A 26,577-nucleotide genomic window follows, 5' to 3' on the forward strand; every position below is an offset into this window, starting at 1 on the left:
AAATAGAAAGTAGGGATAAATCATGGTCAAAAGGCTTTTAAGTTCTACTTCATCTGAACTTTTAAATTATGATAAGTCAGAATTACTGCAGTCAATAAAATTATCAGAAGGAAGAACTATTATTTCAGAAGTAATAGGAAAAGAATCGTTATTCAAAGATTTAAGTAATGCAGAAGTAGCAGCAGCTTTTGGAGCAGATATTCTACTATTAAACCTATTTGATCTTAAACAGCCTCAATTTAAAAATATAGAAAAGAAAAGTGCTGTTGAGATAGTAAAAGAGTTAAAAAGATTATGCGGCAGGCCATTAGGAATTAATTTAGAGCCAGTGACTAAAAATAATGATTTAGAAAAAGACTTTATAAAGTTAAGTTCTGGCCGCAAAGCAACTTTAGAAAACATTGAAAGAGCTGTTGGAGCAGGATTTAATATGATTAATTTTACTGGTAATCCTTCTGTTGGGGTTAGTAATCAGGCAATAATAGAGTCGGTTAAACTTGCAGATCAAAATTTTGGTGATCAAATCATTATAACTGCTGGTAAAATGCATATGGCAGGTATAGATGAAGATTATTTAGCGGCTAAATACATCGATTCTTTAATTACAGCTGGTACTGATATTATACTTTTGCCTGCACCGGGGACAGTACCTGGAATTGATTTAAATTCACTCAAAGAAATAATCAAGTTGATTCATAACCGGGGAAAATTAGCTTTAACTGCAATTGGAACATCACAGGAAAGCTCTGATTCGGAGACAATTAGAGAAATTGCTATGATGAGTAAAATGGCTGGAGCAGATATCCAACATATTGGAGATGCAGGTTATGGGGGGATAGCGTTGCCTGAAAACATTCTAAGCTTATCTAAAACAATTAGAGGCAGAAGACATAGCTATCGCCGAATGGCTCTTTCAATTAATAGGTAAAGTAAACTAGTTAGTAGATTTAATTAAACTTGATTTCTGAAAATTAATATTTTGAGTTTAAATCACCTAGTTGGAATTTTTATTTAAAAATACTTGAAATAGTTGATAAATACTGTTATTATAAAAGAAATGAATAATTTTTAGAGTGTAACTGTTAAATCAGGCATAATCTAGAGGGGGATATTTTTAATTAATTTATATATCTTTTTCTGGATTTTATTATTTTAAATTAATTTTGCCAGTAATATGTATCTCTTTTTTTCTTTGGAGGAGGCTTATATGGCTGAAGCTGAAAAATATGTTATAAAAAAAATATTTAATAATAATGTTATTCTGGCTGAAAAAAATTCTGCTGCCGGTGAATTAATCTTTGTTGGTAAAGGTATTGGTTTTTCTCGTAAAGCAGGAGATAAGGTTCTTAGAACTGAACTTAAAATAGATAAGGAGTTTTCTCCTATTAAAGGAGAAAAAAGAGAAAATTATATTCAACTATTAGAAGAGGTTGACAGTAAAGTAATTGGAGTAACTGAAGAAATAATAGCAATGGTTAGTTCAGAATTAGGAGAAGAATTGAATCAGCATATTCGAATTGGTCTTACCGATCATATTGCTTTTTCTTTAAAAAGGATTCAAGATGGTATAGAAGTAGCAAATCCTTTTCTGGCAGAAACAAGAACTCTTTATAATGAAGAATATAGATTGGCAGAAAAAGCTGTGCAAATGCTATCTGAACGATTTGAACTGGAAATTCCAGAAAGTGAAATAGGATTTATAACATTTCATATTCATGGAGCCAGAAATGAAAAAGGTATTTCAAAAACTTTAAAAAACACCACAGTAATTAAAGAATTGGTAACAGAGGTTGAAAATGAGTTAGGGCGGCAATTAAGTTATGAAAGCTTAAACTACGCACGTTTAGTCAATCATTTGCGTTTTGCTCTTGAAAGAATTGAAACAAATTCTTCAAATCCTAACCCGCTTTTAGAAAATATAAAAGAAAATTTTAGCTTTTCTTTTGAAATAGCAAAAAAACTTGCGAAAATAATTGAAGAGAAATTTGATTCTAAGGTTCCTGAAGCTGAAAAAGGATATTTAGCTTTACATCTTCAGCGGTTAAAAAGAGATTTAGAATTATAAAATTAAATACAAATAAATAGTTTAATTTGGCGTGTTACTGTTAGATCAGGCAAAAGCCGATTAGATAGAATGAGTAAAAATACATTTCTATCTAATCGGCTTTTTCTATTATATATATCTTTTATAATATCATTATAATAAACAAGGAGGAATTTTAAAATGAAAGGTTTTAAGAAATTACAAAAGGTTGGTAAGGCTTTAATGACACCAGTTTCAGTATTGCCTGCTGCTGGTATTTTAGTGGCAGTCGGAAGATTGCTGCAGGAACAAAGTGGTTTAATTTATGATGTCGGTGATGTAATGTTTAATAGTGGGATTGCAATTTTTGAGCAATTACCGCTTATTTTTGCCCTAGGTGTAGCAATTGGTTTTGCTGGAGATGCAGTTGCTGCTTTAGCTGCTGGAGTTGGTTTCACAGTATATGCAAAAGTACTTGATGTTATGGCAGGCATCATAAATATCTCTGAAAAGACCGGAGGTAGTGTTGAAGCAATTAACACAGGGGTTTTTGGAGGTATTATTGTCGGAATAATTGCTTCACAGATGTATAAGAAGTTTCATAGTACTGAACTTCCCCCATATTTAGGATTTTTTGCAGGAAAAAGATTAGTTCCTATAGTTACAGCTGCTAGTTCTGTTTTAGCAGGAGTTCTTTTATCTTTTATCTGGCCTCCAATTCAGATTCAAATTAATGAATTTGCTCGCTTTGCAATGAATTCATCTATTGGGCCAGCTTTATATGCTGCCGGAAAGAGAGCTTTAATACCTGTTGGTTTGCATCATGTTTACTATCCACCATTTTTATATGAATTCGGTCGTTTTACTACAGAAGCAGGTCAGGTTCTGAGAGGTGAAACTGCTAGATTTTTTGCTGGAGATCCAACTGCAGGACGTTTTATGGCAGCTGAATTTCCGCTAATGTTATTTGCGCTTCCATCTGCTTGTCTTGCAATGTATTTAAGAGCTAAAAACAAGGTTAAAGTTGCTGGTATGCTAACAACAGCTGCAATCACTTCATTTTTAACAGGAATCACTGAACCAATTGAATTTTTATTCATTTTTGTAGCGCCACCACTATATTTATTTCATGTGGTAGGTGGATTTATTTCCGGACTTTTAACAAATTACTTTAATATTAGAATTGGCTATACTTTTTCAGCTAGTGCTATTGATTATGTATTAAGTTTATCAAATTTAGGTAATCCAATGATGTTCTGGTTAGTTGTTGGTCCTATAATGGCAGTTTTATATTTTACAGTTTTCTATTTTACCATTCCACTTTTCAACTTTGAAACTCCTGGAAGAGGTAGTGATGCTCAAGAATCAGAGGCAGAAACACCTGTTAGTAAAGATCAGAGAGCAGCAAATGTTTTAGCTGCTTTAGGTGGTGCTGAAAACTTAGAAAGTGTAGATGCCTGTATAACAAGATTAAGATTAGAAGTTGTAGATAATACAGTTGTGGACGAAAAAGAGTTGAAAAAATTAGGGGCATCTGGAGTAATGAAATCTGGTAGTAGTGTACAGGTGGTTTTTGGCCCAGAATCTGATGCTCTCAAAGATAAAATCAAAAGTATAATGTAAATAAAGCACTCTTTATTTAATTAGGTTGTCAAAACTAAAGTAAATGTATTATAATAAATTAGAGGAGGAGATTTAATGTTTAATATTTTCAATAAAAAAGAAGAATATCTAGCAGCACCATTTGCTGGAGAAGTTACAGAGCTGAAGCAGGTGCCAGATGATGCTTTTGCTCAAAAAATGCTTGGAGATGGTTTTGCTATTACTCCAGAAGAAAATGTGGTTAAGTCACCATGTGCCGGAGAAATTGTACAGATTTTTTCTACAGGTCACGCAGTTGGTATCCAAACCAAAAAAGGGCTAGAAATTTTAGTTCATATTGGTATAGATACTGTGAAATTGGATGGAGAAGGATTTGAAAAATTAGTTAAAAATGGAGATAAAGTTGAGGTAGGTACTCCTCTTGTTGAAGTAGACTTAGATTTTATTAAGGAGAATTCACCATCTATTGCTACTCCAGTTATTATAACTAATATGGAGAAAGTTAAAAATTTAGAGCTTGTAAAAAAAGGTAAAGTAACAGCTGGAACTAAAGTACTTAAAGTAGAATTAGCATAAATTAATTAAATATATCATTAGGTAGGGGAAATAACTCATCGGTTATTTCCCTTTTTATATTTAACTAAATTTGATATAATGAATAAAAAGCTTTTTATTTTACTATTAAAGGCAGGATGATTAAAAATGAATTTTAAAAGAATTGTAGTTAAAGTCGGCAGCAGTACATTAAGCAATCAAAATGGGAAACTTAATTTTAGCCAAATCGATGCTTTGAGCAGACAGCTGGTTGATTTAAAAAATCAAGGTAGAGAGATAATATTAGTTAGTTCTGGAGCTATAGCAGCTGGCATGGGAGAGCTCGGTTATGCTAATAAACCTGCATCTATCCCTGAACAGCAAGCTTGTGCAGCTGTTGGCCAGGGGCTTTTAGTTGGTATTTATAACAAATTTTTCAGAGAATATGGAGCTAAAAGTGCACAAATTTTAATAACTTCAAGCGATTTAGAAAATAGAAACCGTTATTTAAATGCTTTTAATACATTAAAGACTCTAATTGATCATGGTGTTATTCCGGTAATTAACGAAAATGACACAGTAGTTACTAATGAGATTAAAGTTGGAGATAATGATACTCTAGCAGCTAGAGTGTCTGGTTTGGTAGAAGCTGATTTATTGGTAAATCTTTCGGATGTTTCTGGTCTTTATAATGGAAATCCAAATGCTGAAAACAAAAATTTAAAATTGATTTCAAAAGTTGAAAATATAACAGAAGAAATTGAGAAGATGGCTGGTGGCAGAGGGAGTAAAGTTGGTACAGGTGGTATGGAAACAAAAATAGAAGCTGCTAAAATTGCTGTGAATTCTGGAGTTGTAATGATAATTGGTCCTGGGAAAGAAAAAAATTCATTATTGAAAATAGTCGAAATGGCTGAAAATGAAAAATTTGATTTGGGAACAACTTTTCTAACGGCAAAAGAAAGACTTTCTAAAAGAAAACAGTGGCTAAATTTCAATTTACCACCCCTTGGGAAAATAATAGTAGATCAGGGAGCAGCCGATGCTTTGCTTAAAAGAGGTAAGAGTTTACTGCCGGGTGGAATTGTTGAGGTTGAAGGAGAATTTAATAGTGGAGACCCGGTAACTATTAGTGATGGAACTTTGGAAATTGGAAAAGGAATTGTTAATTATAGTTCTGATGAGATAGAAAAGATTAAAGGTGCTCATTCAAATGAGATTAAAAAAATTCTTGGATATTTTAATAAGACTGAGGTTATTCACAGAGATAATATGGTTATAGGAGGAGATAAAGATGAGTATTAGAGAAGAACTGATTTCACAGGCGGATGCAGCTAAAAAAGCAGCCCGAAAATTAGCAAAGGCTGGTACAAATGAAAAAAATAAAGCCTTAAATTTGATTGCTGACAAACTGCTTGAAAGAAAGGACGAAATATTAAAAAGCAATGAAAAGGATATGCATCAGGGTAGAGAAAATGATTTGAGTCGCGCTTTATTAGATAGGCTTCAACTAACGGAAGCAAGGATTAAAGGGATGGCCCAGGGACTAAGAGAAGTTGCCTCTCAAGATGATCCAATTGGTGAAGTACCTGAGATGTGGAAGAGACCTAATGGTTTACAGATAGGCAAAATTAGAGTTCCGCTTGGGGTTATTGGGATTATTTATGAAGCTAGACCAAATGTTACAGTTGATGTTGCTGGTTTATGCTTAAAGTCTGGAAATACTGTTATTTTACGTGGTGGCTCAAATGCTTTCAATTCAAATCAAATTTTAACTAACATTATTCAAGATGGCCTTCGAGAATCTGGACTCCCCATAGAATGTGTGCAGTTGATCTCTACAACTGATCGTAAAGCTGTAGACATCTTGTTTACTCTAAATGATTATCTAGATGTTTTAATTCCTCGAGGTGGAGCAGGATTGATTCAAAAAGTGGTTAACGAATCTAAAGTGCCTGTAATCGAAACAGGTGTTGGCAATTGTCATGTTTATGTAAACAAAGATGCAGATTTAACTAAAGCTAAAAAAATAACTTTTAACGCAAAATATTCTAGACCTGCAGTCTGTAATTCAGCTGAAAGTCTTTTAGTTGATCAAGAAATTGCAGAAGAATTCTTACCTGAAATGGCTCGAATCTTTGCTGAAAGCAATGTAGAGTTAAGAGGCTGTGAACGGACGAGAAAAATTGTGCCTAAGATTAAAGAAGCTGTAGAGGAAGATTATTCAGCGGAGTATTTAGATTATATTATGTCAGTCAAAATTGTGGAAGATTATCAAGAAGCGGTAGAGCATATCTATAAATATGGAACAAAACATTCGGAAGCAATAGTTACTGAAAATTACACAACTGCTAGATCATTTTTGGATGATATTGATGCAGCTGCAGTTTATGTTAATGCCTCAACTCGTTTTACTGATGGTGGAGAGTTTGGCTTAGGAGCAGAAACTGGAATCAGTACTCAGAAACTGCATGCTCGAGGACCAATGGGGCTTAAAGAGTTAACTACTACTAAATATATTATAATGGGTGATGGACAGATTAGAGAATAAGTTGAGGAGGCACTATAAATGAAATTAGCAATTATAGGTCTGGGTAACATGGGCCAAGCTATTTTAAGTGGTATATTAAAGAATAATATTCTTGAAGCTGAGCAGATTATAGCTGCAGATAAAAAATTTGCAAATGCTGACTTTGAAATAGAAGAAAAATTTAAAGAAATAAATATTACTGATGATAACAAAGAAGCTGTACAAAAAGCAGATTATATTATTCTGGCAGTTAAACCACAAATAATAGAGCTTGTTTTAGAAGATATTCAAAATTCTGCTGCTTCTAAAGTAATAATTTCAATTGCAGCTGGTGTAAATACTAGAACTTTATCGCAATATTTTACTGCTAATACAAAAATTATTAGAGTTATGCCTAATACCCCAGCTTTAGTTGCTGAAGGGATGAGTGCTCTTTATTATTCAAATTTGGTTGAAGCGGATGAAAGGGCATTTGTAGAGAAAATATTTAATTCTTTAGGTGAAACCGCAGAGGTTAAAGAAAGTGATATGGATGCAGTAACTGGACTCAGCGGTAGTGGGCCAGCTTTTGTATATATTTTTATAGAAGCGCTGGCTGATGCTGGTGTTTTAAAAGGTCTTGCTCGAGATACTGCTTTAAAACTGGCAGCTCAAACCGTAAAAGGTGGAGCAGAGATGGTTTTAAGTTCTGACATTCATCCTGCAGCATTAAAGGATATGGTTTGTTCACCTGCTGGAACTACTATTGCTGGTGTTGCAGAACTTGAAAATAAAGCTTTTAGATCTGCTGTAATTAATGCTGTTCAAAAAGCAGCTGAGCGTTCTGAGGAGCTGGGGCGATAGATGGATAAAAAATATTCGATTATTTCAAACTCACCAGCTGAGACTATTGCTTTTGGCAAGAAATTAGCAGAGCTTATCAATGTTCCTGCTTTAATATTATTAAATGGTGATCTCGGTACGGGTAAAACATTAATTACCAAAGCAGCAGTTTCTGCTTTAGGTTATCAAGGGGACGTAACAAGTCCTACTTTTAATCTAGTTCAGGAATATCAGGCTCAAGTAGAAATTATCCATATGGATCTTTATCGTTTGGATCGAAGTGAAGAACTATTAGAAATAGGTTTTGAAGATTATTTAAATAGAGAAGCAGTTATCTTTATAGAATGGCCGGAACTGGCTTTATCTTTAATTCCGGCTGATTTTATTTTTATAAATATAGAAAAACTATCAGATAATCAAAGGGAAATAACTGTTCGCGGTGAAGGAAAGATGAGCAGCTTATTGATAGAAAGGTTGAATCAAGAATGTTAATTTTAGGGATTGATACTTCTACCGATAATTTAGGACTGGCATTAATGGAAGATGATCAACTTAAAGGTGAATATAATTTAAGTCTAAAAAGAAAGCACAGTGAAAAATTACTACCCTTGATAGAACAAATATTTTCTCTGTTAGAAATTAAGCCAACAGACTTAGAAGCTGCTGCAGTTTCAATTGGACCGGGGTCTTTTACTGGCTTAAGAATCGGAATCACTACAGCAAAAATATTGGGTAGAATTTTTCAGATACCTGTTAAAGGAATATCTACTTTAGAAATAATGGCAGCCGGAGTTGAATCAAACTATATACTCTCGATGTTGGATGCCAGACGTCAAAGAATATATTATTCTTTTTATAAATCTAACTTTGAAAATAATAATTATTTACCAGAAAAGATATTAGGGGCAGCCAGTGCCCAAATTTCTGAAATGCCAGATTTATTAAATAATTTTAAGAAAGAAGAAATTACTGTTATCGGTGAAAAAACAACAGAGGTTAGTGAAGTTTTAAAAGAAAATAAATTCATTATAAATAAATGTGCGTCGGAAAAAAATATACCAAGAGCAGCTGTTTTAGCTCGTCTTGGCAGAGATTATATAAGTTTAGGTCAGGAAGATAATATTTATGAGTTAAAACCAGCTTATCTAAAAAAGCCACAGGCAGAAATAGATTGGCAGCAAAAATATAGCAATAATTGATATGGGAGTGGAAAAAGTGGAGTTTGAAGATAGAATTAAAGATGAAAAAGAAGATATTTATATATTGGCACTTGAAAGTTCCTGTGATGAGACAGCTGCTTCAATTAATAAAAATGGACTAGAGGTATTGTCAAATGTTGTGTCTTCACAGGTAGATCTTCATAAAAAATTTGGTGGGGTAGTACCAGAAATAGCTTCTCGAAAGCATCTGGAATTATTATTGCCGGTAATTGATCAGGCTTTAGAGGAAGCAGGAATTGGCTTTGAAGACTTAGATGCTGTAGCGTCTACTTATGGCCCAGGACTAGTTGGAGGGCTTTTAGTTACTTTAACCGCTGCTAAGACTATTTCTTTATCATTAAACATTCCTCTAATTGGTGTTAATCATATTGCTGGTCATATTTATGCAAACTTTATTGAAAATCCCGATATTAAAAAACCTCTGCTTTGTTTAACAATTTCAGGTGGACATACAGATTTATTATATTTTGAAAATCTAAGAGGTTATAAAATTTTAGGGAGAACAATCGATGATGCTGCAGGTGAGGCTTTTGATAAAATATCTAGATTTATGGGGCTTGGTTATCCAGGTGGACCTGCTATAGAAAAAGCAGCTCTTGCTGGTAATAAAGAGGCAATAGATTTTCCCCGAGCTGATTTAGGAGATAGTTATAATTTTAGTTTCAGTGGCCTAAAAACTGCCGTTATGAATCATGTAAATAATGAAGAACAGCGTGGAAATGAAATTGACAAAAATGACTTAGCTGCAAGTTTTCAAGAAGCAGTTGTTGATAGTCTAGCTTCTAATCTGATTAAAGCCGTAAAAGAATATCAAGTTCAGAGTGTTGTTCTTTCAGGTGGAGTAGCAGCTAATCAACGCCTTAGAGAGGTGATAGGCCAAAGACTTGCCAAACACAAGCTCAAATTATATTATCCTCCTCTGGAGTTATGTACTGATAATGCTGCAATGATTGGCGCAGTTGCCTATTATCAATATCTTGATCGGGATTTTGCACCTTTAAGTATTAGTGCTGATCCGGCTTTAAAATTGTAGGTGGTCTAATTATGAAAAACAAAAGAACTAGAGAAGAAATAATTTTTAAAACAGTTAAAGAAGATAATATTTTACCAATAACTTCAATTTGTAAATTGAATTGTATTTTTTGTAGTCATAAAAATAACCCGCCAGAAGTTGAAACTTACAATTTTGGCCATTTAGAATTTGAACTTATTAAAAGAATGATTGAATTTTTAGATCCAGAGCAGCCTGTTTTTATCGGAGAATCTGCTAGTAAAATTATTGAAGGTGAGCCTTTTGTCCATCCAGATATTTATAAAATTTTGAAATATTTAAGGCAGCGCTGGCCAGAAATTGAAATTAAAATTACCAGTAGTGGATCATTTATAGAGCTGAAAAGGGTAGAATTTTTAAAAAAATTAAAGCCTCTTGAATTAAATATTTCTTTAAATGGCCCCGCTCCTGAGGAACGGGTTTTTTTAATGAATGATTCTCAACCAGATAATGTTTTTAAACTACTACCTAAATTAAAAAAGAATAAAATAAATTTTGAAGCAAGTATTGTATCAATGCATCATCTTAAAGGTTTTGAATATTTAAAAAGAAGTTTTGATTTTTTAGAAAAATATCCTCCCCAGAGTTTGAGAGTTTTTCTAGCAGGATTCAGTAATTATGCAGATCAAGATTTAGCTGTTGATTCAAGTGAATATTATAGACTAAATAACTTTATTAATAAGCAGATAGCTAATTATTCATATCCAATTATTATCGAACCACAGCTAATTTCATCATTAGCTGCAAATGTTAATGATATAATTGCTAATTCAGCTGCAGCTAAGGCTAATTTAAAAAGTGGTGATTTGATTTTAAAAGTAAATGGGAAAACCGTAAAAAGTAGAGTAGATGCTTTTTATAAAATTAAATCAGCTAAAAACCCTAAAATTGAATTGAAGCGGGAGGAGAAACAAATAAATACTATTATTGAAAAAGAAGAAGGCATAAGTTCAGGTTTAATTATGTCCTATGATTTAAGTTTAAATCAAATAAACAAATTAAAAGCTTATGCAGAAGCTAGTAAAAAAGATAAGAAAAATAAAAAAACATTAATCATCTCATCTCAATTTGCCTATTCTTTTTTTAAAAAAATGTTGGCTCCTTATTTAAATTCTAATTATAATTTAAATTTGCTTAAGGCAAAAAATTATTTTTTTGGGGGCTCAATAGCTGCTGCTGGTTTACTTTGTAATCAAGATTTAATTAAATTAATTAAAAAAGCAGACTTAGAAGCCGATAGAATAATTTTACCAGAAATAATTTATGATTATTATGGTAATGATTTGTTGGGGAAGCATTATAGTGAACTTGAAGATAATTTTAAAGCAGAAGTCATATTAATCTGACTTTTTACTTTTTAGACTTTGGAAGAATTATTTAATGTTAATTAGAGAATGAATGACTTAATTGCTTCTAATAATAAATAATAAACAATAATAGACTTTAAAGCGTATATTGAGGATTTGATTTTCCTTTCTGACTTAGATATTATATTTACAGTGCTTGTTAGCACTCACTTCGATTGAGTGCTAATCACAATAAAAAGAATATAATATTTAGAAGGGGGTTATTTTTAAATGAGTATTAAACCATTAGATGACAGAGTTGTAGTAAAATATGTAGAAAAAGATGACGGTGAAGAAAAAACCAAGGGAGGAATTGTTCTTCCTGACACAGCAAAAAAAGATGAAAAACCGCAGCAGGCAGAAATTGTTGCTGTAGGTAGAAATATTGCTCCAGAAGGTGAAGAAGCAGAAGTAGCTGTAGGGGATACAGTAGTCTTTGATAAATATGCTGGAACAAAAGTCGAAATTGATTCTGAAGAATATATAATCTTATCAATGGATGATGTTTTAGCAGTAATTGATTAGTTTATTATAGATTAGTAATACTAATTTATTTTACTGTTAAATAGATTTGATTTTTAAATTTAGATTTTTACTTAATAAAAAAATAACTCAGTTTAACTATACAGGAGGGTTTTAAATGCCAAAACAATTAAAATTTGGTGAAGATGCACGTCGTAAATTAGAAAGTGGAGTTTCTCGTTTAGCAAATGCAGTTAAAGTGACACTCGGTCCTAAAGGACGTAATGTATTATTAGAAAAAAGCTTTGGTTCTCCAACGATTACTAATGATGGAGTAAGTATTGCCAAAGAAATAGAACTTAAAGATCGTTATGAAAATATGGGTGCCCAGGCTGTAAAAGAGGTGGCTACTAAAACTAATGATGTTGCTGGTGATGGTACAACTACAGCAACAGTTTTAGCAGAGTCTATTTTAAAAGAAGGATTTAAAAATGTAGCAGCTGGTGCAAATCCAATGTTAATTAAAAGAGGTATTCAAAAAGCAGTTGAAACTTTAACTGCAGAAATTGCTTCAGTGTCAAAGCCTGTAGAAGGAAAAGAAGCTGTTTCTCAGATTGCTTCTATTTCTGCTGGTAATGATAATGAGATTGGTAATTTGATTGCAGAAGCAATGGAAAAAGTTGGTCAGGATGGAGTTATCTCTGTAGAAGAATCTAAGAGTATGGGAACTTCCTTAGATGTTGTAGAAGGTATGCAGTTTGATCGCGGCTACCTATCTCCATATATGGTAACTGATACTGATACAATGGAAGCTTCTTTAGAAGATCCATATATCTTAATTACAGATAAGAAAATTTCCAGTATTCAGGATATTTTACCACTGTTAGAGCAGGTTGCTCAGTCAGGTAAAAGCTTAATGATTATCTCCGAAGAAGTTGAAGGAGAAGCATTAGCTACCTTAGTAGTTAATAAAATTCGTGGAACCTTTAACTGTGTTGCAGTAAAAGCTCCTGGCTTTGGTGATCGCCGCAAAGCAATGTTAGAAGATATTGCTGTACTAACAGGTGGTACCTTAATTACTGAAGATCTTGGCTTAAAGCTTGAAAATGCAAGCATTAATGACTTAGGTCAGGCACATAAAGTAACTATTACCAAAGACGATACAACTATAGTTGAAGGTAATGGAGATAAAGAAAAAATCCAAGATAGAATTTCTCAGTTAAGAAAACAAATTGAGACTACAAGTTCAGATTTTGATAGAGAAAAATTACAGGAAAGACTTGCTAAATTAGCTGGTGGAGTTGCAGTAATCCAAGTTGGTGCGGCAACCGAAACTGAGCTAAAAGAAAAGCAGCATAGAATTGAAGATGCTTTATCTGCTACTAGAGCAGCAGTAGAAGAAGGTCTAGTTGCAGGTGGAGGTACAACCTATCTTGAAGTTATGTCTGCTCTTGATGATCTTAATTTAGAAGGAGACGAAGAGACTGGTGTGCAAATTGTACGCAAAGCTTTAGAAGCTCCAATTAAACAGATTGCTAACAATGCAGGTCATGAAGGTTCTGTTGTAGTAGAAAGAGTTAAAGAAAAAGAAGCTGGAATTGGTTTTGACGCACTCAAAGGTGAATATGTAAATATGATTCAGGCTGGTATTATTGACCCAGCAAAAGTTACACGTTCTGCCTTACAGAATGCGGCAAGTGCTGCTTCTATGCTCTTAACCACTGAATGCCTTGTTGCTGATAACAGTGACGATGATGATGATGGCAATGGTGGTGGAATGCCCGGCGGCATGCCCGGAGGAATGGGCGGCATGGGCGGAATGGGTGGAATGGGCGGTATGATGTAAGTCCTCAACATCCATTAATTAAATGAAACTATTAAGGTGTATAACTCTATCAATGAGTTATACACCTTTTTTATTGCTTAATTTCATTAAACTGTTAAATAAGATTTTATTATTTTAAAAAAGGATTTTTTTAACGAATAGAGAATATATTATAATAAGAGAAAATAGAAATATAATACAAGTGGGGGGAGATAAATATACTTGTAAGAATAAAAAAGTATGTAGGGCAGGTGATTTTGTGAAAAATAATTTTATAGTATATGTTTTATCAGATTCAGTTGGAGATACTGCTGAACAAGTTGCTCGGGCTGCAGCAGAACAATATGAAAATACCGATTATGAAATAAAAAAATTTCCATATGTAGAGAGTCTAAAGAAAATAGATAAAATTATGGAAAATTTAAATCCTGCAAATTCAATTTTTGTTTATACTATGGTTAATAAAGAAATTTCAGAATATCTTCAAAGAGCCTGTAAAGAAAAAGGTATACCTTATATTGATATTATGGCTCCCAGTTTAGATAAATTCACTGGTTTTTTAAATCAAGAACCAATAAGAGAATCTGGAGTTATTCGTAAACTTGATGAAGATTATTTTAAAAGAGTAGAAGCGGTGGAATTTGCAGTTAAATATGATGATGGAAAAGATCCAAGAGGGATTTTAAAAGCGGATATAGTTTTAATAGGAGTTTCTCGCTCATCTAAAACTCCCTTAAGTATGTATTTAGCCCATAAAAATTATAAAGTGGTAAATATTCCACTTGTTACTGGTTCTAAAGTTCCTGACCAATTATTTGAAGTTCCTCGAAGAAAAATTATTGGTTTAATGATTGATCCTTCTGACCTTATCGAAATTCGGCGTGAAAGAATTAAAGTTTTAGGTCTTGATAATAGTGTAGATTATGTGTCAATCGAAAAGATTTATGAAGAACTGGAATATGCTCAAAAAATAATGAAAAAGCTTGGCTGTCCAGTAATTGATATGACAAAAAAAGCTGTTGAAGAAGCAGCAAATTTGGTCATTGATATCATAGATGATCTTAACTAACAAAAGGAGGGGTTTTGTTGAAGAAATATGTTTATGCCTTTGAAGACGGTAAAAAAGAAATGAAGTCACTGTTGGGTGGTAAAGGTGCCAATCTTGCTGAGATGAGTAAAATAGGATTACCGGTACCTCCAGGGTTTACAATCACTACAGAAGCCTGTATTCACTATATTGAAATTGGTGAAAAGTTAGAAGATAGTTTAAAAGAAAGTATTTTTAAACATTTAGAAGACTTAGAAGATGAAATCGGGAAAGATTTTGGTGATGTAAATGATCCTCTTTTAGTATCTGTTAGATCTGGTGCAGTGATTTCTATGCCGGGAATGATGGATACAATTTTAAACCTAGGTTTAAATGATAAGAGTGTTGAGGGCTTAGCTAAAAAGACTTCAAATCCTCGTTTTGCTTATGATAGTTATCGCCGTTTGATTCAAATGTTCGGTAATGTTGTACTGGGAATACCTGGGTATGAGTTTGATAATTATTTAGAAAGAAAAAAAGAGAAAAAAGATTACGACAATGATACTGATCTAACTGTTGATGATCTTAAAGATATTATCCAAGACTTTAAAGCTTTAATTAAAAATAGAAAAGACATAGAATTTCCACAAAAACCAGAAGAACAATTAATAATGGCTGTAAAAGCCGTATTCAGTTCCTGGAATAATGCAAGAGCGATTTCTTATAGAAATCACAATGATATTCCACATGATTTAGGTACTGCAGTAAATGTTCAAACTATGGTTTTTGGTAACATAGGTGATAATTCTGGTACAGGTGTTGCCTTTACTCGTAACCCTGCTACTGGCGAAAATAAAGTTTTTGGAGAATTCCTGTTAAACGCACAGGGAGAAGATGTTGTGGCAGGTATTAGAACTCCTAAAGATATTAGCGAACTAAATAATTTAATGCCTGAAGTTTATGAGGAATTTATGGAAGTAACTGAAACTTTAGAACAGCATTATAAAGATATGCAGGATATTGAATTTACTATTCAAGAAGGAGATCTTTACTTACTCCAGACTAGAACTGGTAAAAGAACCGCTGATGCAGCAGTTAATATTGCAGTTGATATGGAAGAAGAAGGATTAATTGATAAAGAGACTGCAGTTATGAGAATAGATCCAGAAGATATTAGTCAGCTATTACATCCAAACTTTAAAGAAGATGAGTTAGAAAAAGCAGATTTACTAGCTACTGGACTTGCAGCATCTCCTGGTGCAGCTACCGGTAAAATCTATTTTAATTCAGAAGATGCAGCTGAAGCGGCTGCTGATGGCGAGGATGTAATTCTTGTTCGTAAAGAAACATCACCTGAAGACATTGAAGGTATGGTTAAGTCCAATGGTATTTTAACTTCTCGTGGTGGAATGACCTCACACGCTGCAGTTGTAGCTCGTGGTATGGGTAAGTGCTGTGTAGCAGGTGCTGGAGATATTCAGGTTGATGAAAGCACAAGACAGTTCTTTGTAGATGATCGGGTATTTAATGAAGGAGATTATATTTCTCTTAATGGTAGTACAGGTGAAGTATATGCTGGAGTTGTAGAAACAACTGAAGCTCATTTAACAGATAATTTCAAAAAATTAATGATTTGGTCAGATGAATATCGTGATATGGGGGTCTATACTAATGCTGATACACCAAAAGATGCTCAAGTAGCAATTGATTTTGGGGCAGAAGGTATTGGACTCTGTCGTACAGAGCACATGTTCTTTGATAGTGAAAGAATCATGTCAGTTCGTGAAATGATTGTTGCTGATAGTAAAAAGAAGCGTAAAAAGGCACTGGAAAAATTATTCCCTTATCAAAAAGAGGATTTTAAAGGCATCTTTAAAGTTATGCAGGATAAGAATGTAACTGTAAGATTACTTGACCCACCATTACATGAGTTCTTACCTCAAAATGAAAGAGATATTAAAAATTTAGCTGAAGAATTAACTATATCTGTAGAAGAATTAAGACGGATTATTAGTGATTTAGAGGAAATGAACCCAATGTTAGGTCATCGCGGATGTCGTCTTGGTATTAGTTATCCTGAGATTTATAAAATGCAGGTAAGAGCTATAATTTCTGCAGCTATTGAAGTAAAAGAAGAGGAAGGTTATGAAGTGAAAGCGGATATTATGATTCCTCTTGTTGGTACTGACAGAGAGCTAGAAATTATAAGAGAGAAAGCAGAAGAAGTTGCTGAAGGATTATTAGAAGATACCGATACAGATATATATTATACTATTGGTACAATGATTGAGATTCCAAGAGCTGCACTTTTAGCTGATAGAATTGCTAAATATGCTGATTTCTTCTCCTTTGGTACTAATGATTTAACTCAGATGACATATGGATTTTCACGTGATGATGCTGGTAAGTTCATTGGCCAGTATTTAGAACAAGAAATATTTGCTAAAGATCCTTTCCAGGTACTGGATCAAGATGGTGTAGGTAAATTAATTGAAAACACAGTTAAATTGGGACGAGAAGAAAAGCCTGAACTTAAAATAGGAATTTGTGGAGAACATGGTGGAGAACCATCTTCTATCGAGTTTTGCCATAAAAATAATTTAAATTATGTTTCCTGTTCACCCTATAGAGTTCCAATCGCTCGTCTAGCAGCAGCGCAATCTGCAATTAAAAATAATTAAGAAAGAAACTGAATTTTTATTCAGATAGCTAATCAAAAGTTAACTCCCTTCTATTATTTTAAGCAATAGGAGGGAGTTTTAATATTAGATTAAATTTATAATTTTATTAATTGTATAAACCTTGACAACTACAGTATTTACACTGTATACTTTAGTAAATAAAAGCGGAAGGGGAATTAGATGGATTACGATAAGATACTTATTCTTGATTTTGGAGGTCAGTATAGTCAACTGATTGCCAGAAGAGTGAGAGAATTTAATGTTTATTCTATAATTAGAGGGCACGACATTGAACTAGAAGAAATCAAAAAAATTGATCCAGCAGCTATAATTTTTTCAGGAGGTCCAGACAGTGTAACTGGTCCGGGGGCCCCAGGTGTTGATCAGGGAGTTTTTGAATTAGGAATTCCTATTTTAGGTATTTGCTATGGAATGCAGTTAATGGCTCAGTTACTTGAAGCTGGTCATGTAGAAAAGGCAGAGCATGGTGAGTATGGGAAAGCAAATTTAGAATTATTTACCCAAAAGAAATTATTTAAAGAAATAGATAATCATTCACAAGTTTGGATGAGTCATGGTGATCATGTTAAAAAAGTTCCAGCAGGATTTGAAGTGATTGCCAGAACTGAATTAACTGCAGCAGCAGCAATGGCTGATTTTGAAAGAGATTTTTATGGAGTTCAGTTTCATCCAGAGGTAAACCATACTATTCAAGGAAAAACAATTCTACATAACTTTTTGTTTAGAATTGTAAATGTTAAGGCTAATTGGAATATGGCAGATTATATCAATGAAGAAGTTGAAAGGATTAGAAAACAGGTAGGTAAAGGTAAAGTTATCTGTGGACTTTCTGGAGGAGTTGATTCTGCTGTTGCTTCAGCTATTGTTCATAAGGCAATAGGAGACCAATTAACCTGTATTTTTGTTGATCATGGTCTTTTGCGAAAGGGAGAGGCTGAACAGGTTAAAAGAACTTTTGGAGAAGAATTTAATATTCCGTTGATTTATGTTGATGCCAAAAAAAGATTTTTAGACAGATTAACTGGGATTACAGAACCTGAAGAGAAAAGAAAAATAATCGGTGACGAATTTATTCAAGTTTTTGATGAAGAAGCGGAAAAATTGGAAGATGTTCGCTATTTAGTTCAGGGAACTATTTATTCTGATGTAATAGAAAGTGGTGGAACTGATAAAGCAGCAACAATCAAAAGTCACCATAATGTTGGAGGTCTGCCTGAAGAGATGAATTTAGAACTTGTAGAGCCACTGCATTTTTTATTTAAAGATGAGGTTAGGAAAATTGGTGAAGTTCTAGGTTTACCTGAAGAAATTGTTTGGAGACAGCCTTTTCCCGGTCCAGGTCTAGCCATTCGAATTATTGGCGATGTAGATTGGGATAAATTAGAAATCTTGCGAAATGCAGATGCAATTGTTCAAGAAGAAATAAAAGATGCTGGTCTTTATAGAGATATCTGGCAGTCTTTTGCAGTTTTACCTGACTTGCGAAGTGTAGGTGTTATGGGTGACGAAAGGACATATGGATATCCAATTATTTTGAGAGCAGTAAATAGTGATGATGCAATGACTGCTGATTGGGCTCGTCTTCCATATGAAGTTATGCAGTCAATTTCTAATAGAATTGTTAATCAGGTTAAAGAAGTAAACAGAGTTGTCTATGATATTACATCAAAACCTCCTGGAACAATAGAATGGGAGTAATTCTTAGAAAAGAGGTGTAAACTTTGTCCCGAAATATAAAAGATAAATTTACTGAGCAATTATTTGAAGCTATTTTAATGCTTGAAGACAAAGAAGAATGTTATAACTTTTTTCAAGATATAGCTACTATAGGAGAAATTAAAGCTTTAGGGCAACGGCTTGAAGTAGCTAGAATGCTTAAAGAGGGTTATACATATGATCATATTGTAGATGAAACAGGAGTTAGCACTGCAACTATCAGTAGGGTTAAACGTTCATTAGAATATGGAGAAGATGGCTATAATTTAATTCTAAGTCGCTTTAATCAAAATAAAGATTAAAAGATTCGGATTAAGAGTAATATTTGAAATTTGAAATATTTCTGAAAATATGATAATCTTAAGCCAAGGAAAATTATGTATTAAAAAATATATTATTTATAGACAAAAAAGTGTCTACTTTTTTCTAAAGTAGCACTTTTTCTGTTGTTAGGGGGGGTTTAATTGATTAGATTAGAAAATTTATCAAAAATTTATTCTACAGCGGAAGAAGAAGCAGTTTCAGATTTAAATTTAGAAGTTAAAGAAGGGGAAATTTGTGTTTTTGTAGGTCCTTCTGGTTGTGGTAAGACAACTACTCTAAAAATGATAAATAGATTAATTGAACCATCTTCCGGAAAAATTTATATTAATCAAAAAGATGCTTTTTCCTTGAAAAAAAGTGAATTAAGAAGAGAAATTGGATATGTAATTCAGGAAATAGGACTTTTTCCTCATTTAACAGTTAAAGAAAATGTTGCTACTGTACCAAAATTATTAAAATGGGAACAGGAAAAAATTGATAAAAGGGTAAAAGAATTAATAAAAGTAATCGGATTAGATCCTGATAATCATTTGCACAAATATCCACATGAACTTTCAGGTGGACAGCAGCAGCGAGTTGGCGTAGCTAGGGCAATGGCAGCAGATCCACCAATTATGCTGATGGATGAACCATTTGGGGCAGTTGATCCAATTACTAGAGCAGATTTGCAGAATGAATTTTTAAGACTGCAGAAAAAAATTAACAAGACTATTTGTTTTGTTACCCACGATATTGATGAAGCAATCAAGATGGGAGACAAAATTGCGATAATGAATCAGGGCGAATTGATTCAATATGATACCCCAAAAAACATTTTATTTAACCCGAAAAATGAATTTGTTGAAGATTTTATTGGTTCTGATAGAGGTTTAAAGGTTTTAAATCTTTTAAAAGCAAAAAAGGTAATGAAAAAAGAATTTTTTAAAGTAGATAGAGCTGAAAGTTATGAACAGGTAATCAATAAATTAGAAGAATCAAAGCAAAAATATATTCTTGTAACAGCTGATAAAAGAAAGCTGATGGGTTATGTTAATCTAAAAAGGCTTAAAGAAAATGAAGAAGCTAACTGGGAAAAACATATAAAAATGACACCAGTGATAGAAGAAGATGCATCTTTAAAAGATGTTTTAAATAAAATGATAGAAAATGATGTAACTTTAATTCCTGTAGTCGACAGTGATAATAACCTTAAAGCAACAATAACGATGGAGATTATTCAAAATTATATTAGCGATGAATATAATCAAGAAGACTAAAGGAGGATTAAGATGGCTGTAATTGAATATTTTCTTGAAAACTCGAATAAAATTTTAGAATATACATTAGCACATCTTTATTTGATTTCAATTTCAATTACACTTTCCTTGATTCTCTGGGTAAGTGTGGGAATTATAATTAGAAATAGAGAAAAAACAGCAAAGTCTTTATTGGGCTTTGGCAGCTTGATTATGTCAGTTCCCAGTGTCTCACTTTATGGTATATTAATGACATTACCTGCTTTTGGTCTTAATATGAGAAGCGCAGTATTTGCCCTGGTTTTATATTCAATGATTCCTATTGTTAGAAATGTTTATACTTCTTTAAATGAAGTTGATTCAGCTATTTTGGAATCAGCAAGAGGTATGGGGATGACAGAAAAACAGATTCTTTGGAAGGTGCAGCTGCCGATGGCGATGCCTGTTATTATTGCAGGGATAAGAGTTGCACTTGTAATGATGGTTGGAATTGCAACTCTGGCAGTTTTTATAGGTCAGCGTAATTTAGGACAGCTTATCTATCAGGGGATTGTTAGAACTAAAACAGAAATGATAGTTAGTGGTGCTGTTTTAATTTCATTAATTTCAATTATTGTTGATATTATGATGGAGATTTTAAAAAGAATTTTAGTCTCACCTGGTTTATTAAAAGCAGAATCAGCCGGGGAGGGAAAATAAATGTGGAATGAAATATGGCAAATTTTTCTAAATGAAGGTATTGCTTTAATGATTGAACATTTACAATTGGTTGGATTGGCAGTATCAGCTGCGATTATAATTGCCCTTCCATCTGGTATATTACTAAGTCGGGATATCATGAAAGATTATACTGGGAAAATAATTTCAGTGTTTAATGTTGCTCAGGGATTACCCAGTCTGGCAATAATTGCTCTTTTTCTGCCGCTTTTGGGTATTGGTTTTATTCCAGCTGTAACTGCTCTGACTATTTATGCCTTACTGCCAATTGTTCGGAATACTATAGCAGGAATAAATAATGTAGAAGATGAAATAATAGAGGCTGCTCGAGGAATGGGTATGAATTCCTTTCAGGTTTTGTATAAGGTAGAATTACCTCTTGCTCTGCCAATTATTATTGCTGGTATACAGACAGCTTCTGTTGTAACTGTAGGTACGGCAGTGATTTCAAATTTAATAGGAGCTGGTGGCTTAGGCCAATTAATTTTTACAGGCTTGGTTAGATTTGATACTCGGAAAATTTTACTTGGTTCTATTTTATCTGCAATAATTGCTATAATAATTGATCGTTTATTTGATCTTTTGGAGAAAATGTTGCAGAATAATTAATTTAGATAGGAAAGTTAAATTTTATCTGAGTTAAATTATAATAATTAGAAAGGGTGAAAATATGTTAAAGAAGAAAAAGTTTGTATTTTCTTTATTGGTAATTTCTTTAGTTTTTACTCTATTCTTAACTGGCTGTGGACAAGATGAGGCTCAAAATGCGAATACAACTGCTGAAACAGAAAAAGCAGAAGAAGTAGAAGGTATCAGATTGGCAACAACTATTGATTTTTTTGAAAGAGACGATGGTCTTAGTGGTTTAGAAAAAGCATATGGTTTTGAATTTAATGATAGTAATGTAAATACAATGCAGCCTGGACTTGGCTATGAAGCTTTAGATTCAAATAAGGTTGATGTAGCAATTGGTTTTGCTACAGACGGAAGAATTGCTTCTATGAATCTCAGAATCTTAGAAGACGATAAAGGTTTTTTCCCAGTTTATAATCCAGCCCCAACTATAAGAGGAGAAATTTTAGAAAGCTATCCCGAACTAAAAAGTTTAATTAATGAATTACCACCGCTGCTTGGTCAGGAAAAACAAATAGAATTAAATAAAAGAGTGGCTGTGGAAGAAGAATCACCAGCAAAAGTTGCTGAAGACTTTCTAAAAGAAAATGATCTTTTAGCTGAAGAAGCAGAAGAAAAAGAAGGACCTACAATTGCAGTTGCTTCCAAACCCTGGACGGAACAGTTGATTTTAGGACATATGACTATCAAGCTTTTAGAAAGTCATGGGTATCCTGTTGAAGACAGAACCAGTCTTGGTGAAACAGCAGTTTTAAGACCTGCTATTGAATCTGGTGAAATTGATATGTACTGGGAGTATACAGGAACCACTTTAATGACAACTATGGGTTATGAAGAAGAAATTATTGAATCAGAAGAGGCTTATCAGACTGTAAAAGAATGGGATGCAGAAAATAATAATATTATCTGGCTTGATTATGCAGAAGCAAATAACACTTTTTGTCTGTTGATGAAAGAGAATAAAGCAGAAGAAATGGGTATTGAAAAAATTAGTGATCTAGAAGAACACATTAAATAAAAAAATGATTGAATTTTAGCCTCAGAACAGTTTTGAGAAATTGCTACTGTTTCTGGGGTTTTTTAGAGGGAAAATAGATTTTATATTGAATACATATAATTGAGTTGTTTTATAAAAAATTAATTTATCTTATAATTCAGCTTAACACAAAAAACAAGGAGGAAAACAATGAAAAAGACACTACTATTTTTACTAACTATCACAATCATTTTTTTAACAACTCTAACTACATCTGCAGCATTAGATGCTGAAGCAATTGGTATGGGTGATAATTTTTCAACTATGACAGGAGAGGCTGCTTATTATTCTAACCCGGCTGGACTTGCATTAAGAAAAAACAATTTTGCTGTAAAAACGAATTTTGGACTTTCAGTTTGGAATAATGTTTTTGAGAACAGTGAATTTTCCGAAGATGAAATTGAAAGTAAATTAACAGGAGAAGATTTAATTTTAGCCGGAAGAACAGCCTTTGGAACTCAGATCTATTATAAAAACTTTGCTCTGGCTATTAATGGTCGTGGTGAAGGAATACTGGAAACAGATAGTGATGCAGCAGAGATTTTAACTGGAGATACTCCGGAAATTAGTTTAGATGCTTTAAGAGATAAAGGATCAGTAACAGTTGACTTTGGTGAAACTACAGGTGGAGCTGCAGCAACTGCTGATGTATCTTTAAGTTATGCCCGTGAGATCTTTAATCAGTGGTCAGAGGATTCAGCCAAAGTAGAAGGACTTTATTTTGGTGCTACATATCATTATTTAGAAGGTGAGATTTATAAATTTTCTGGTGATGGAGAAATTACTGCTGAGTTTAAGGAAAATTCAGGAGATTCATACGTAAAATATAGTGCTTCAGACGCAAAGTTTTATGAAAAACATTCTGAAGATGGAGAGGCCAGTGGTGATGTTTTTGATTTTGGTTTAGCACTTAAAACAGCAGGAAATTATACATTTGCCTTCAGTGCAATGAATATTGGAGAATTATCTGCTGATAGTTCTGTTATTGATGGTACAGAATATACAGTAACCACTAAAGATAAAACTGATGATACTTTAACAGAAAATGAGTTAGTTGGAGAAGCTGGAAATATAACTTATAAACTACCTCGGGTCTACAGGCTGGGTATGAAAAAAGAGTTCAGCCCGAATACTGTATTTTATGCAGACTACTCCCGTGTAAGTTATGATGGGGGTCAGGATGATAATATTTATGCCATTGGTAGTGAATTTAGAAAAACTAAATTTATTCCTCTGCGTCTGGGAGTTAATTATTCATCCTTAAGAGAAGATGTTGAACTGGCAGCTGGAATGGGGATTAATATCAGCAATAATTTTAAAATTAATTTAGGTATCTCTGATTTACTTGCATTAAGTGATAAAGCTAAAAGTGTTAAGTTTGGTATTTCAACATTAATTAGCTTTTAATTTAAAGACAAATCCGACTAAGATTAAAAAATAAACAAGTGATTTTAATTAACCGGTCCCTGTGGCCGGTCTTTTTTTGGAAAAAATAAAATTAAAAGAAGGATTTTAGGATCTGGTCTAGAAACTATAACATTGGTTTGTCTAAAAAATAATATTTAGACTTTATTTTAAAAACCTGGAGGTTTAAAAATTAATGAGCAAAAAAGATTATGATGTGATTATCATTGGCGCTGGACCGACTGGAATATTTACTGCAATGGAATTTGTCAAAAAAGAAGCAGAATTAGATATTCTAATTTTGGAAAAAGGTACTGATTTAGAAAGAAGAGTCTGTCCAATGAAAGAGAATCCAGGCATGGGATGTGTTAATTGTCCAAGCTGTGCAATAGTATCAGGTTGGGGTGGAGCTGGAGCCTATAGTGATGGAAAACTTTCACTTTCCCCTGATATTGGTGGAAATCTGGAAAATTATATAGGTAGACAGCAGTTAATTGATAATATTTCTTATGCGGATGATATTTATATGGAATTTGGTGCTCCAGACCGAATATTTGGAGTTGCCGAAGATAAACAGGATGAAATCAGAAAAAAAGCTGTTAAAGCTGAATTAAAATTTATTCCTGCTAGTTTAAGACACTTAGGAACGGGATATAGTCAAGTTGTTTTACAGAACATGCAGGATTTTTTAGAAGAAAAGGGAGTAGAAATTAGATTTGGAGTAAATGTTAAAAAGTTTATAGTAGAAGATGATAAAATTGAAGCAGTAAAAACCGCTGCTGGAGATAAAATAACAGCTAATTATGTAATGGCTGCAGCCGGTAGAGAAAATGCAGAATGGTTAACAAACGAAGCTAAAAAATTAGATATAGAAACAGCAATAAATCCAGTTGATATTGGTGTTAGAGTTGAGTGCCCGGCAGCTATAACAGAATATATGACTGATAATTTATATGAATCAAAGTTAATTTACCATACACCTACTTTTGATGATAAGGTTAGAACATTTTGTATGTCTCCATATGGAGAGGTCGTTAGTGAAAATAATCAGGGGTTGATCACTGTAAATGGTCATAGTCACTCTGATATTAAAACACATAACACAAATTTTGCACTTTTAGTGAGTAAGACATTTACCGAACCATTTCATGAACCGATTACCTATGGTAAAGATATTGCTAAACTAGCTAATTTATTAGCTGGAGGAGTCTTAGTTCAAAGATTAGGTGATTTACTTGATGGAAGAAGGACTACTGAAGAAAGACTTGAAAGATCTGTTACAGAGCCAACTTTAAAAGATGCAACTCCTGGAGATTTATCATTAGTTTTACCTCATAGACACCTAACAGGAATTATTGAAATGTTAAAAGCATTAGACAAAATAACTCCTGGCATTTATGGGCGTGATACTTTACTTTATGGTGTGGAAGTTAAATTTTATTCATCTAGACTGAATATTGATGACAATTTAGAATCTAAAGTAGAAAATTTATTTTTTGGAGGCGATGGAGCAGGTATAACAAGAGGATTAATGCAGGCTTCGGTTTCAGGAATAGTTATTGCACGTTCAATAATGGAAAAGTTAAATAGTAAATAACTAATAAAAGCAGTAAAACTAGACTATTTTAAATAGTTAATAGTTTTACTGCCTTTTTTTGTGAAATGGTCTGACTGTGGGGGAAATTTTTTATTGAAATTGTTAAATTTTAACTTGATATTTATTCTCAATAAATATACAATTAAAAACAAGTTAATAGCTCAAGTTTAATATATTTTAGAGGGGGTATCTTAAATGAAATTAAATGTAGGAGATAGAATTCCAAATTTAAAATTAAGAGACCATAATGAAGAAGAAGTTACTTTAGATGATTTTGATGGTAAAAATGTATTATTATCATTTCATCCTTTAGCCTGGACAAGTGTTTGTCGTGATCAGATGCAGGCTCTAGAAGCAAATTATGAAGAATTCGAAAAAAATGACACAGTTCCTCTTGGAATTAGTGTTGATCCAATTCCTTCTAAGCGAGCATGGGCAGAAAAGATGGGCTTAGAAAATTTAAGACTTTTATCTGATTTTTGGCCTCATGGAATTTTCGCTTCAAAATTGGGGATTTTTATAGAAGATAAAGGAATTTCAGGTCGAGTAAACATCTTAGTGGATGATCAGGGTGAGGTTCTTTGGATCAAAGAATATGACATTCCAGAATTACCAGATATGGATGAAGTATTAGATGCTGTAAAAAATAACTCTTAAGTTTTATTTTAAATAATAAAGATAGATAGAAATTACTGTTATTCAGTAAATAGAGTAAGAAGTTCACAACTAATTTATTCTAAAAATTAAATTTTAAGAGCAAGTAAATTCCCT

Annotated in this window: 24 protein-coding genes; all 24 read left to right on the plus strand. The window is 33.0% G+C overall.

The genetic code is table 11. The features are described from left to right. Window positions 1-22 precede the first annotated feature (22 nt). The 24 genes from HSACCH_RS00695 (at window position 23) to HSACCH_RS00810 (ending at window position 26,463) form a co-directional block, all read left to right on the plus strand. Window positions 23-928, plus strand: a complete 906-nt coding sequence (locus HSACCH_RS00695; protein WP_005487099.1) for a DUF7916 family protein — start codon at window positions 23-25, stop codon at window positions 926-928. A gap of 279 nt (window positions 929-1,207) precedes the next feature. After that, complete coding sequence (gene glcT, locus HSACCH_RS00700) at window positions 1,208-2,065, plus strand: glucose PTS transporter transcription antiterminator GlcT (RefSeq protein WP_005487101.1); 858 nt, start codon at window positions 1,208-1,210, stop codon at window positions 2,063-2,065. Window positions 2,066-2,224: 159 nt separating this feature from the next. Further along, window positions 2,225-3,646 carry a PTS transporter subunit EIIC gene (locus HSACCH_RS00705; RefSeq protein ID WP_005487102.1) on the plus strand — a complete coding sequence of 474 codons (1,422 nt, stop codon included), beginning with the start codon at window positions 2,225-2,227 and terminating at the stop codon, window positions 3,644-3,646. A 75-nt stretch (window positions 3,647-3,721) separates the two neighbouring features. Beyond that, complete coding sequence (locus HSACCH_RS00710; RefSeq protein ID WP_005487104.1) at window positions 3,722-4,201, plus strand: PTS sugar transporter subunit IIA; 480 nt, start codon at window positions 3,722-3,724, stop codon at window positions 4,199-4,201. A gap of 126 nt (window positions 4,202-4,327) precedes the next feature. Next, window positions 4,328-5,464: a glutamate 5-kinase gene (gene proB, locus HSACCH_RS00715; RefSeq protein WP_005487106.1), complete on the plus strand. Its 1,137-nt coding sequence runs from the start codon at window positions 4,328-4,330 to the stop codon at window positions 5,462-5,464. After that, window positions 5,454-6,710: a glutamate-5-semialdehyde dehydrogenase gene (locus HSACCH_RS00720; protein ID WP_005487108.1), complete on the plus strand. Its 1,257-nt coding sequence runs from the start codon at window positions 5,454-5,456 to the stop codon at window positions 6,708-6,710. Before proB ends, HSACCH_RS00720 begins: the two co-directional genes overlap by 11 nt. An 18-nt stretch (window positions 6,711-6,728) precedes the next feature. Then, complete coding sequence (gene proC, locus HSACCH_RS00725) at window positions 6,729-7,532, plus strand: pyrroline-5-carboxylate reductase (protein WP_005487109.1); 804 nt, start codon at window positions 6,729-6,731, stop codon at window positions 7,530-7,532. After that, window positions 7,533-8,003, plus strand: a complete 471-nt coding sequence (locus HSACCH_RS00730; protein WP_005487110.1) for a bifunctional tRNA (adenosine(37)-N6)-threonylcarbamoyltransferase complex ATPase subunit type 1 TsaE/phosphotransferase — start codon at window positions 7,533-7,535, stop codon at window positions 8,001-8,003. Further along, entirely contained in the window at window positions 7,997-8,710 is a 714-nt protein-coding gene (gene tsaB, locus HSACCH_RS00735) for a tRNA (adenosine(37)-N6)-threonylcarbamoyltransferase complex dimerization subunit type 1 TsaB (protein ID WP_005487111.1), read from the plus strand. Before HSACCH_RS00730 ends, tsaB begins: the two co-directional genes overlap by 7 nt. A 1-nt stretch (window position 8,711) precedes the next feature. Beyond that, complete coding sequence (gene tsaD / locus HSACCH_RS00740) at window positions 8,712-9,764, plus strand: tRNA (adenosine(37)-N6)-threonylcarbamoyltransferase complex transferase subunit TsaD (RefSeq protein WP_051056311.1); 1,053 nt, start codon at window positions 8,712-8,714, stop codon at window positions 9,762-9,764. Between the two features lie 11 nt (window positions 9,765-9,775). Then, complete coding sequence (locus HSACCH_RS00745; RefSeq protein WP_005487113.1) at window positions 9,776-11,128, plus strand: radical SAM protein; 1,353 nt, start codon at window positions 9,776-9,778, stop codon at window positions 11,126-11,128. A 231-nt stretch (window positions 11,129-11,359) separates the two neighbouring features. Then, complete coding sequence (locus tag HSACCH_RS00750) at window positions 11,360-11,653, plus strand: co-chaperone GroES (RefSeq protein WP_005487114.1); 294 nt, start codon at window positions 11,360-11,362, stop codon at window positions 11,651-11,653. 115 nt (window positions 11,654-11,768) lie between these two features. Further along, window positions 11,769-13,436, plus strand: a complete 1,668-nt coding sequence (gene groL, locus HSACCH_RS00755; RefSeq protein ID WP_005487115.1) for a chaperonin GroEL — start codon at window positions 11,769-11,771, stop codon at window positions 13,434-13,436. Between the two features lie 238 nt (window positions 13,437-13,674). Continuing rightward, window positions 13,675-14,484 carry a pyruvate, water dikinase regulatory protein gene (locus HSACCH_RS00760; RefSeq protein ID WP_005487116.1) on the plus strand — a complete coding sequence of 270 codons (810 nt, stop codon included), beginning with the start codon at window positions 13,675-13,677 and terminating at the stop codon, window positions 14,482-14,484. Window positions 14,485-14,501: 17 nt separating this feature from the next. Continuing rightward, window positions 14,502-17,123: a pyruvate, phosphate dikinase gene (ppdK, locus tag HSACCH_RS00765; protein WP_005487117.1), complete on the plus strand. Its 2,622-nt coding sequence runs from the start codon at window positions 14,502-14,504 to the stop codon at window positions 17,121-17,123. A gap of 180 nt (window positions 17,124-17,303) precedes the next feature. Then, a complete protein-coding gene (gene guaA / locus HSACCH_RS00770; protein WP_005487118.1) occupies window positions 17,304-18,842 on the plus strand; it encodes a glutamine-hydrolyzing GMP synthase in 1,539 nt (512 codons plus the stop codon). 23 nt (window positions 18,843-18,865) lie between these two features. Continuing rightward, on the plus strand, window positions 18,866-19,162 hold the full coding sequence (locus tag HSACCH_RS00775) for a YerC/YecD family TrpR-related protein (RefSeq protein ID WP_005487121.1): 297 nt from the start codon (window positions 18,866-18,868) through the stop codon (window positions 19,160-19,162). Between the two features lie 162 nt (window positions 19,163-19,324). Further along, window positions 19,325-20,440, plus strand: coding sequence for a betaine/proline/choline family ABC transporter ATP-binding protein (locus HSACCH_RS00780; protein WP_005487122.1), 1,116 nt, complete (start codon window positions 19,325-19,327; stop codon window positions 20,438-20,440). Between the two features lie 12 nt (window positions 20,441-20,452). Next, window positions 20,453-21,118, plus strand: coding sequence for an ABC transporter permease (locus tag HSACCH_RS00785; RefSeq protein WP_005487123.1), 666 nt, complete (start codon window positions 20,453-20,455; stop codon window positions 21,116-21,118). Continuing rightward, window positions 21,119-21,745 carry an ABC transporter permease gene (locus HSACCH_RS00790; protein WP_005487124.1) on the plus strand — a complete coding sequence of 209 codons (627 nt, stop codon included), beginning with the start codon at window positions 21,119-21,121 and terminating at the stop codon, window positions 21,743-21,745. A 61-nt stretch (window positions 21,746-21,806) separates the two neighbouring features. Further along, the gene (locus tag HSACCH_RS00795) at window positions 21,807-22,787 is read left to right on the plus strand and encodes an ABC transporter substrate-binding protein (RefSeq protein WP_005487126.1); all 981 of its coding nucleotides are present in this window, start codon (window positions 21,807-21,809) and stop codon (window positions 22,785-22,787) included. 168 nt (window positions 22,788-22,955) lie between these two features. After that, window positions 22,956-24,212: a hypothetical protein gene (locus HSACCH_RS00800; protein WP_005487128.1), complete on the plus strand. Its 1,257-nt coding sequence runs from the start codon at window positions 22,956-22,958 to the stop codon at window positions 24,210-24,212. Between the two features lie 193 nt (window positions 24,213-24,405). Then, window positions 24,406-25,806 (plus strand): NAD(P)/FAD-dependent oxidoreductase, encoded by a 1,401-nt coding sequence (locus HSACCH_RS00805; protein ID WP_005487129.1) that lies wholly within the window; start codon window positions 24,406-24,408, stop codon window positions 25,804-25,806. A gap of 195 nt (window positions 25,807-26,001) precedes the next feature. Next, window positions 26,002-26,463, plus strand: coding sequence for a redoxin domain-containing protein (locus tag HSACCH_RS00810; RefSeq protein ID WP_005487131.1), 462 nt, complete (start codon window positions 26,002-26,004; stop codon window positions 26,461-26,463). The last annotated feature ends 114 nt before the right edge of the window (window positions 26,464-26,577 follow it).

Source organism: Halanaerobium saccharolyticum subsp. saccharolyticum DSM 6643 (assembly GCF_000350165.1).
Lineage (GTDB): Bacteria > Bacillota > Halanaerobiia > Halanaerobiales > Halanaerobiaceae > Halanaerobium > Halanaerobium saccharolyticum.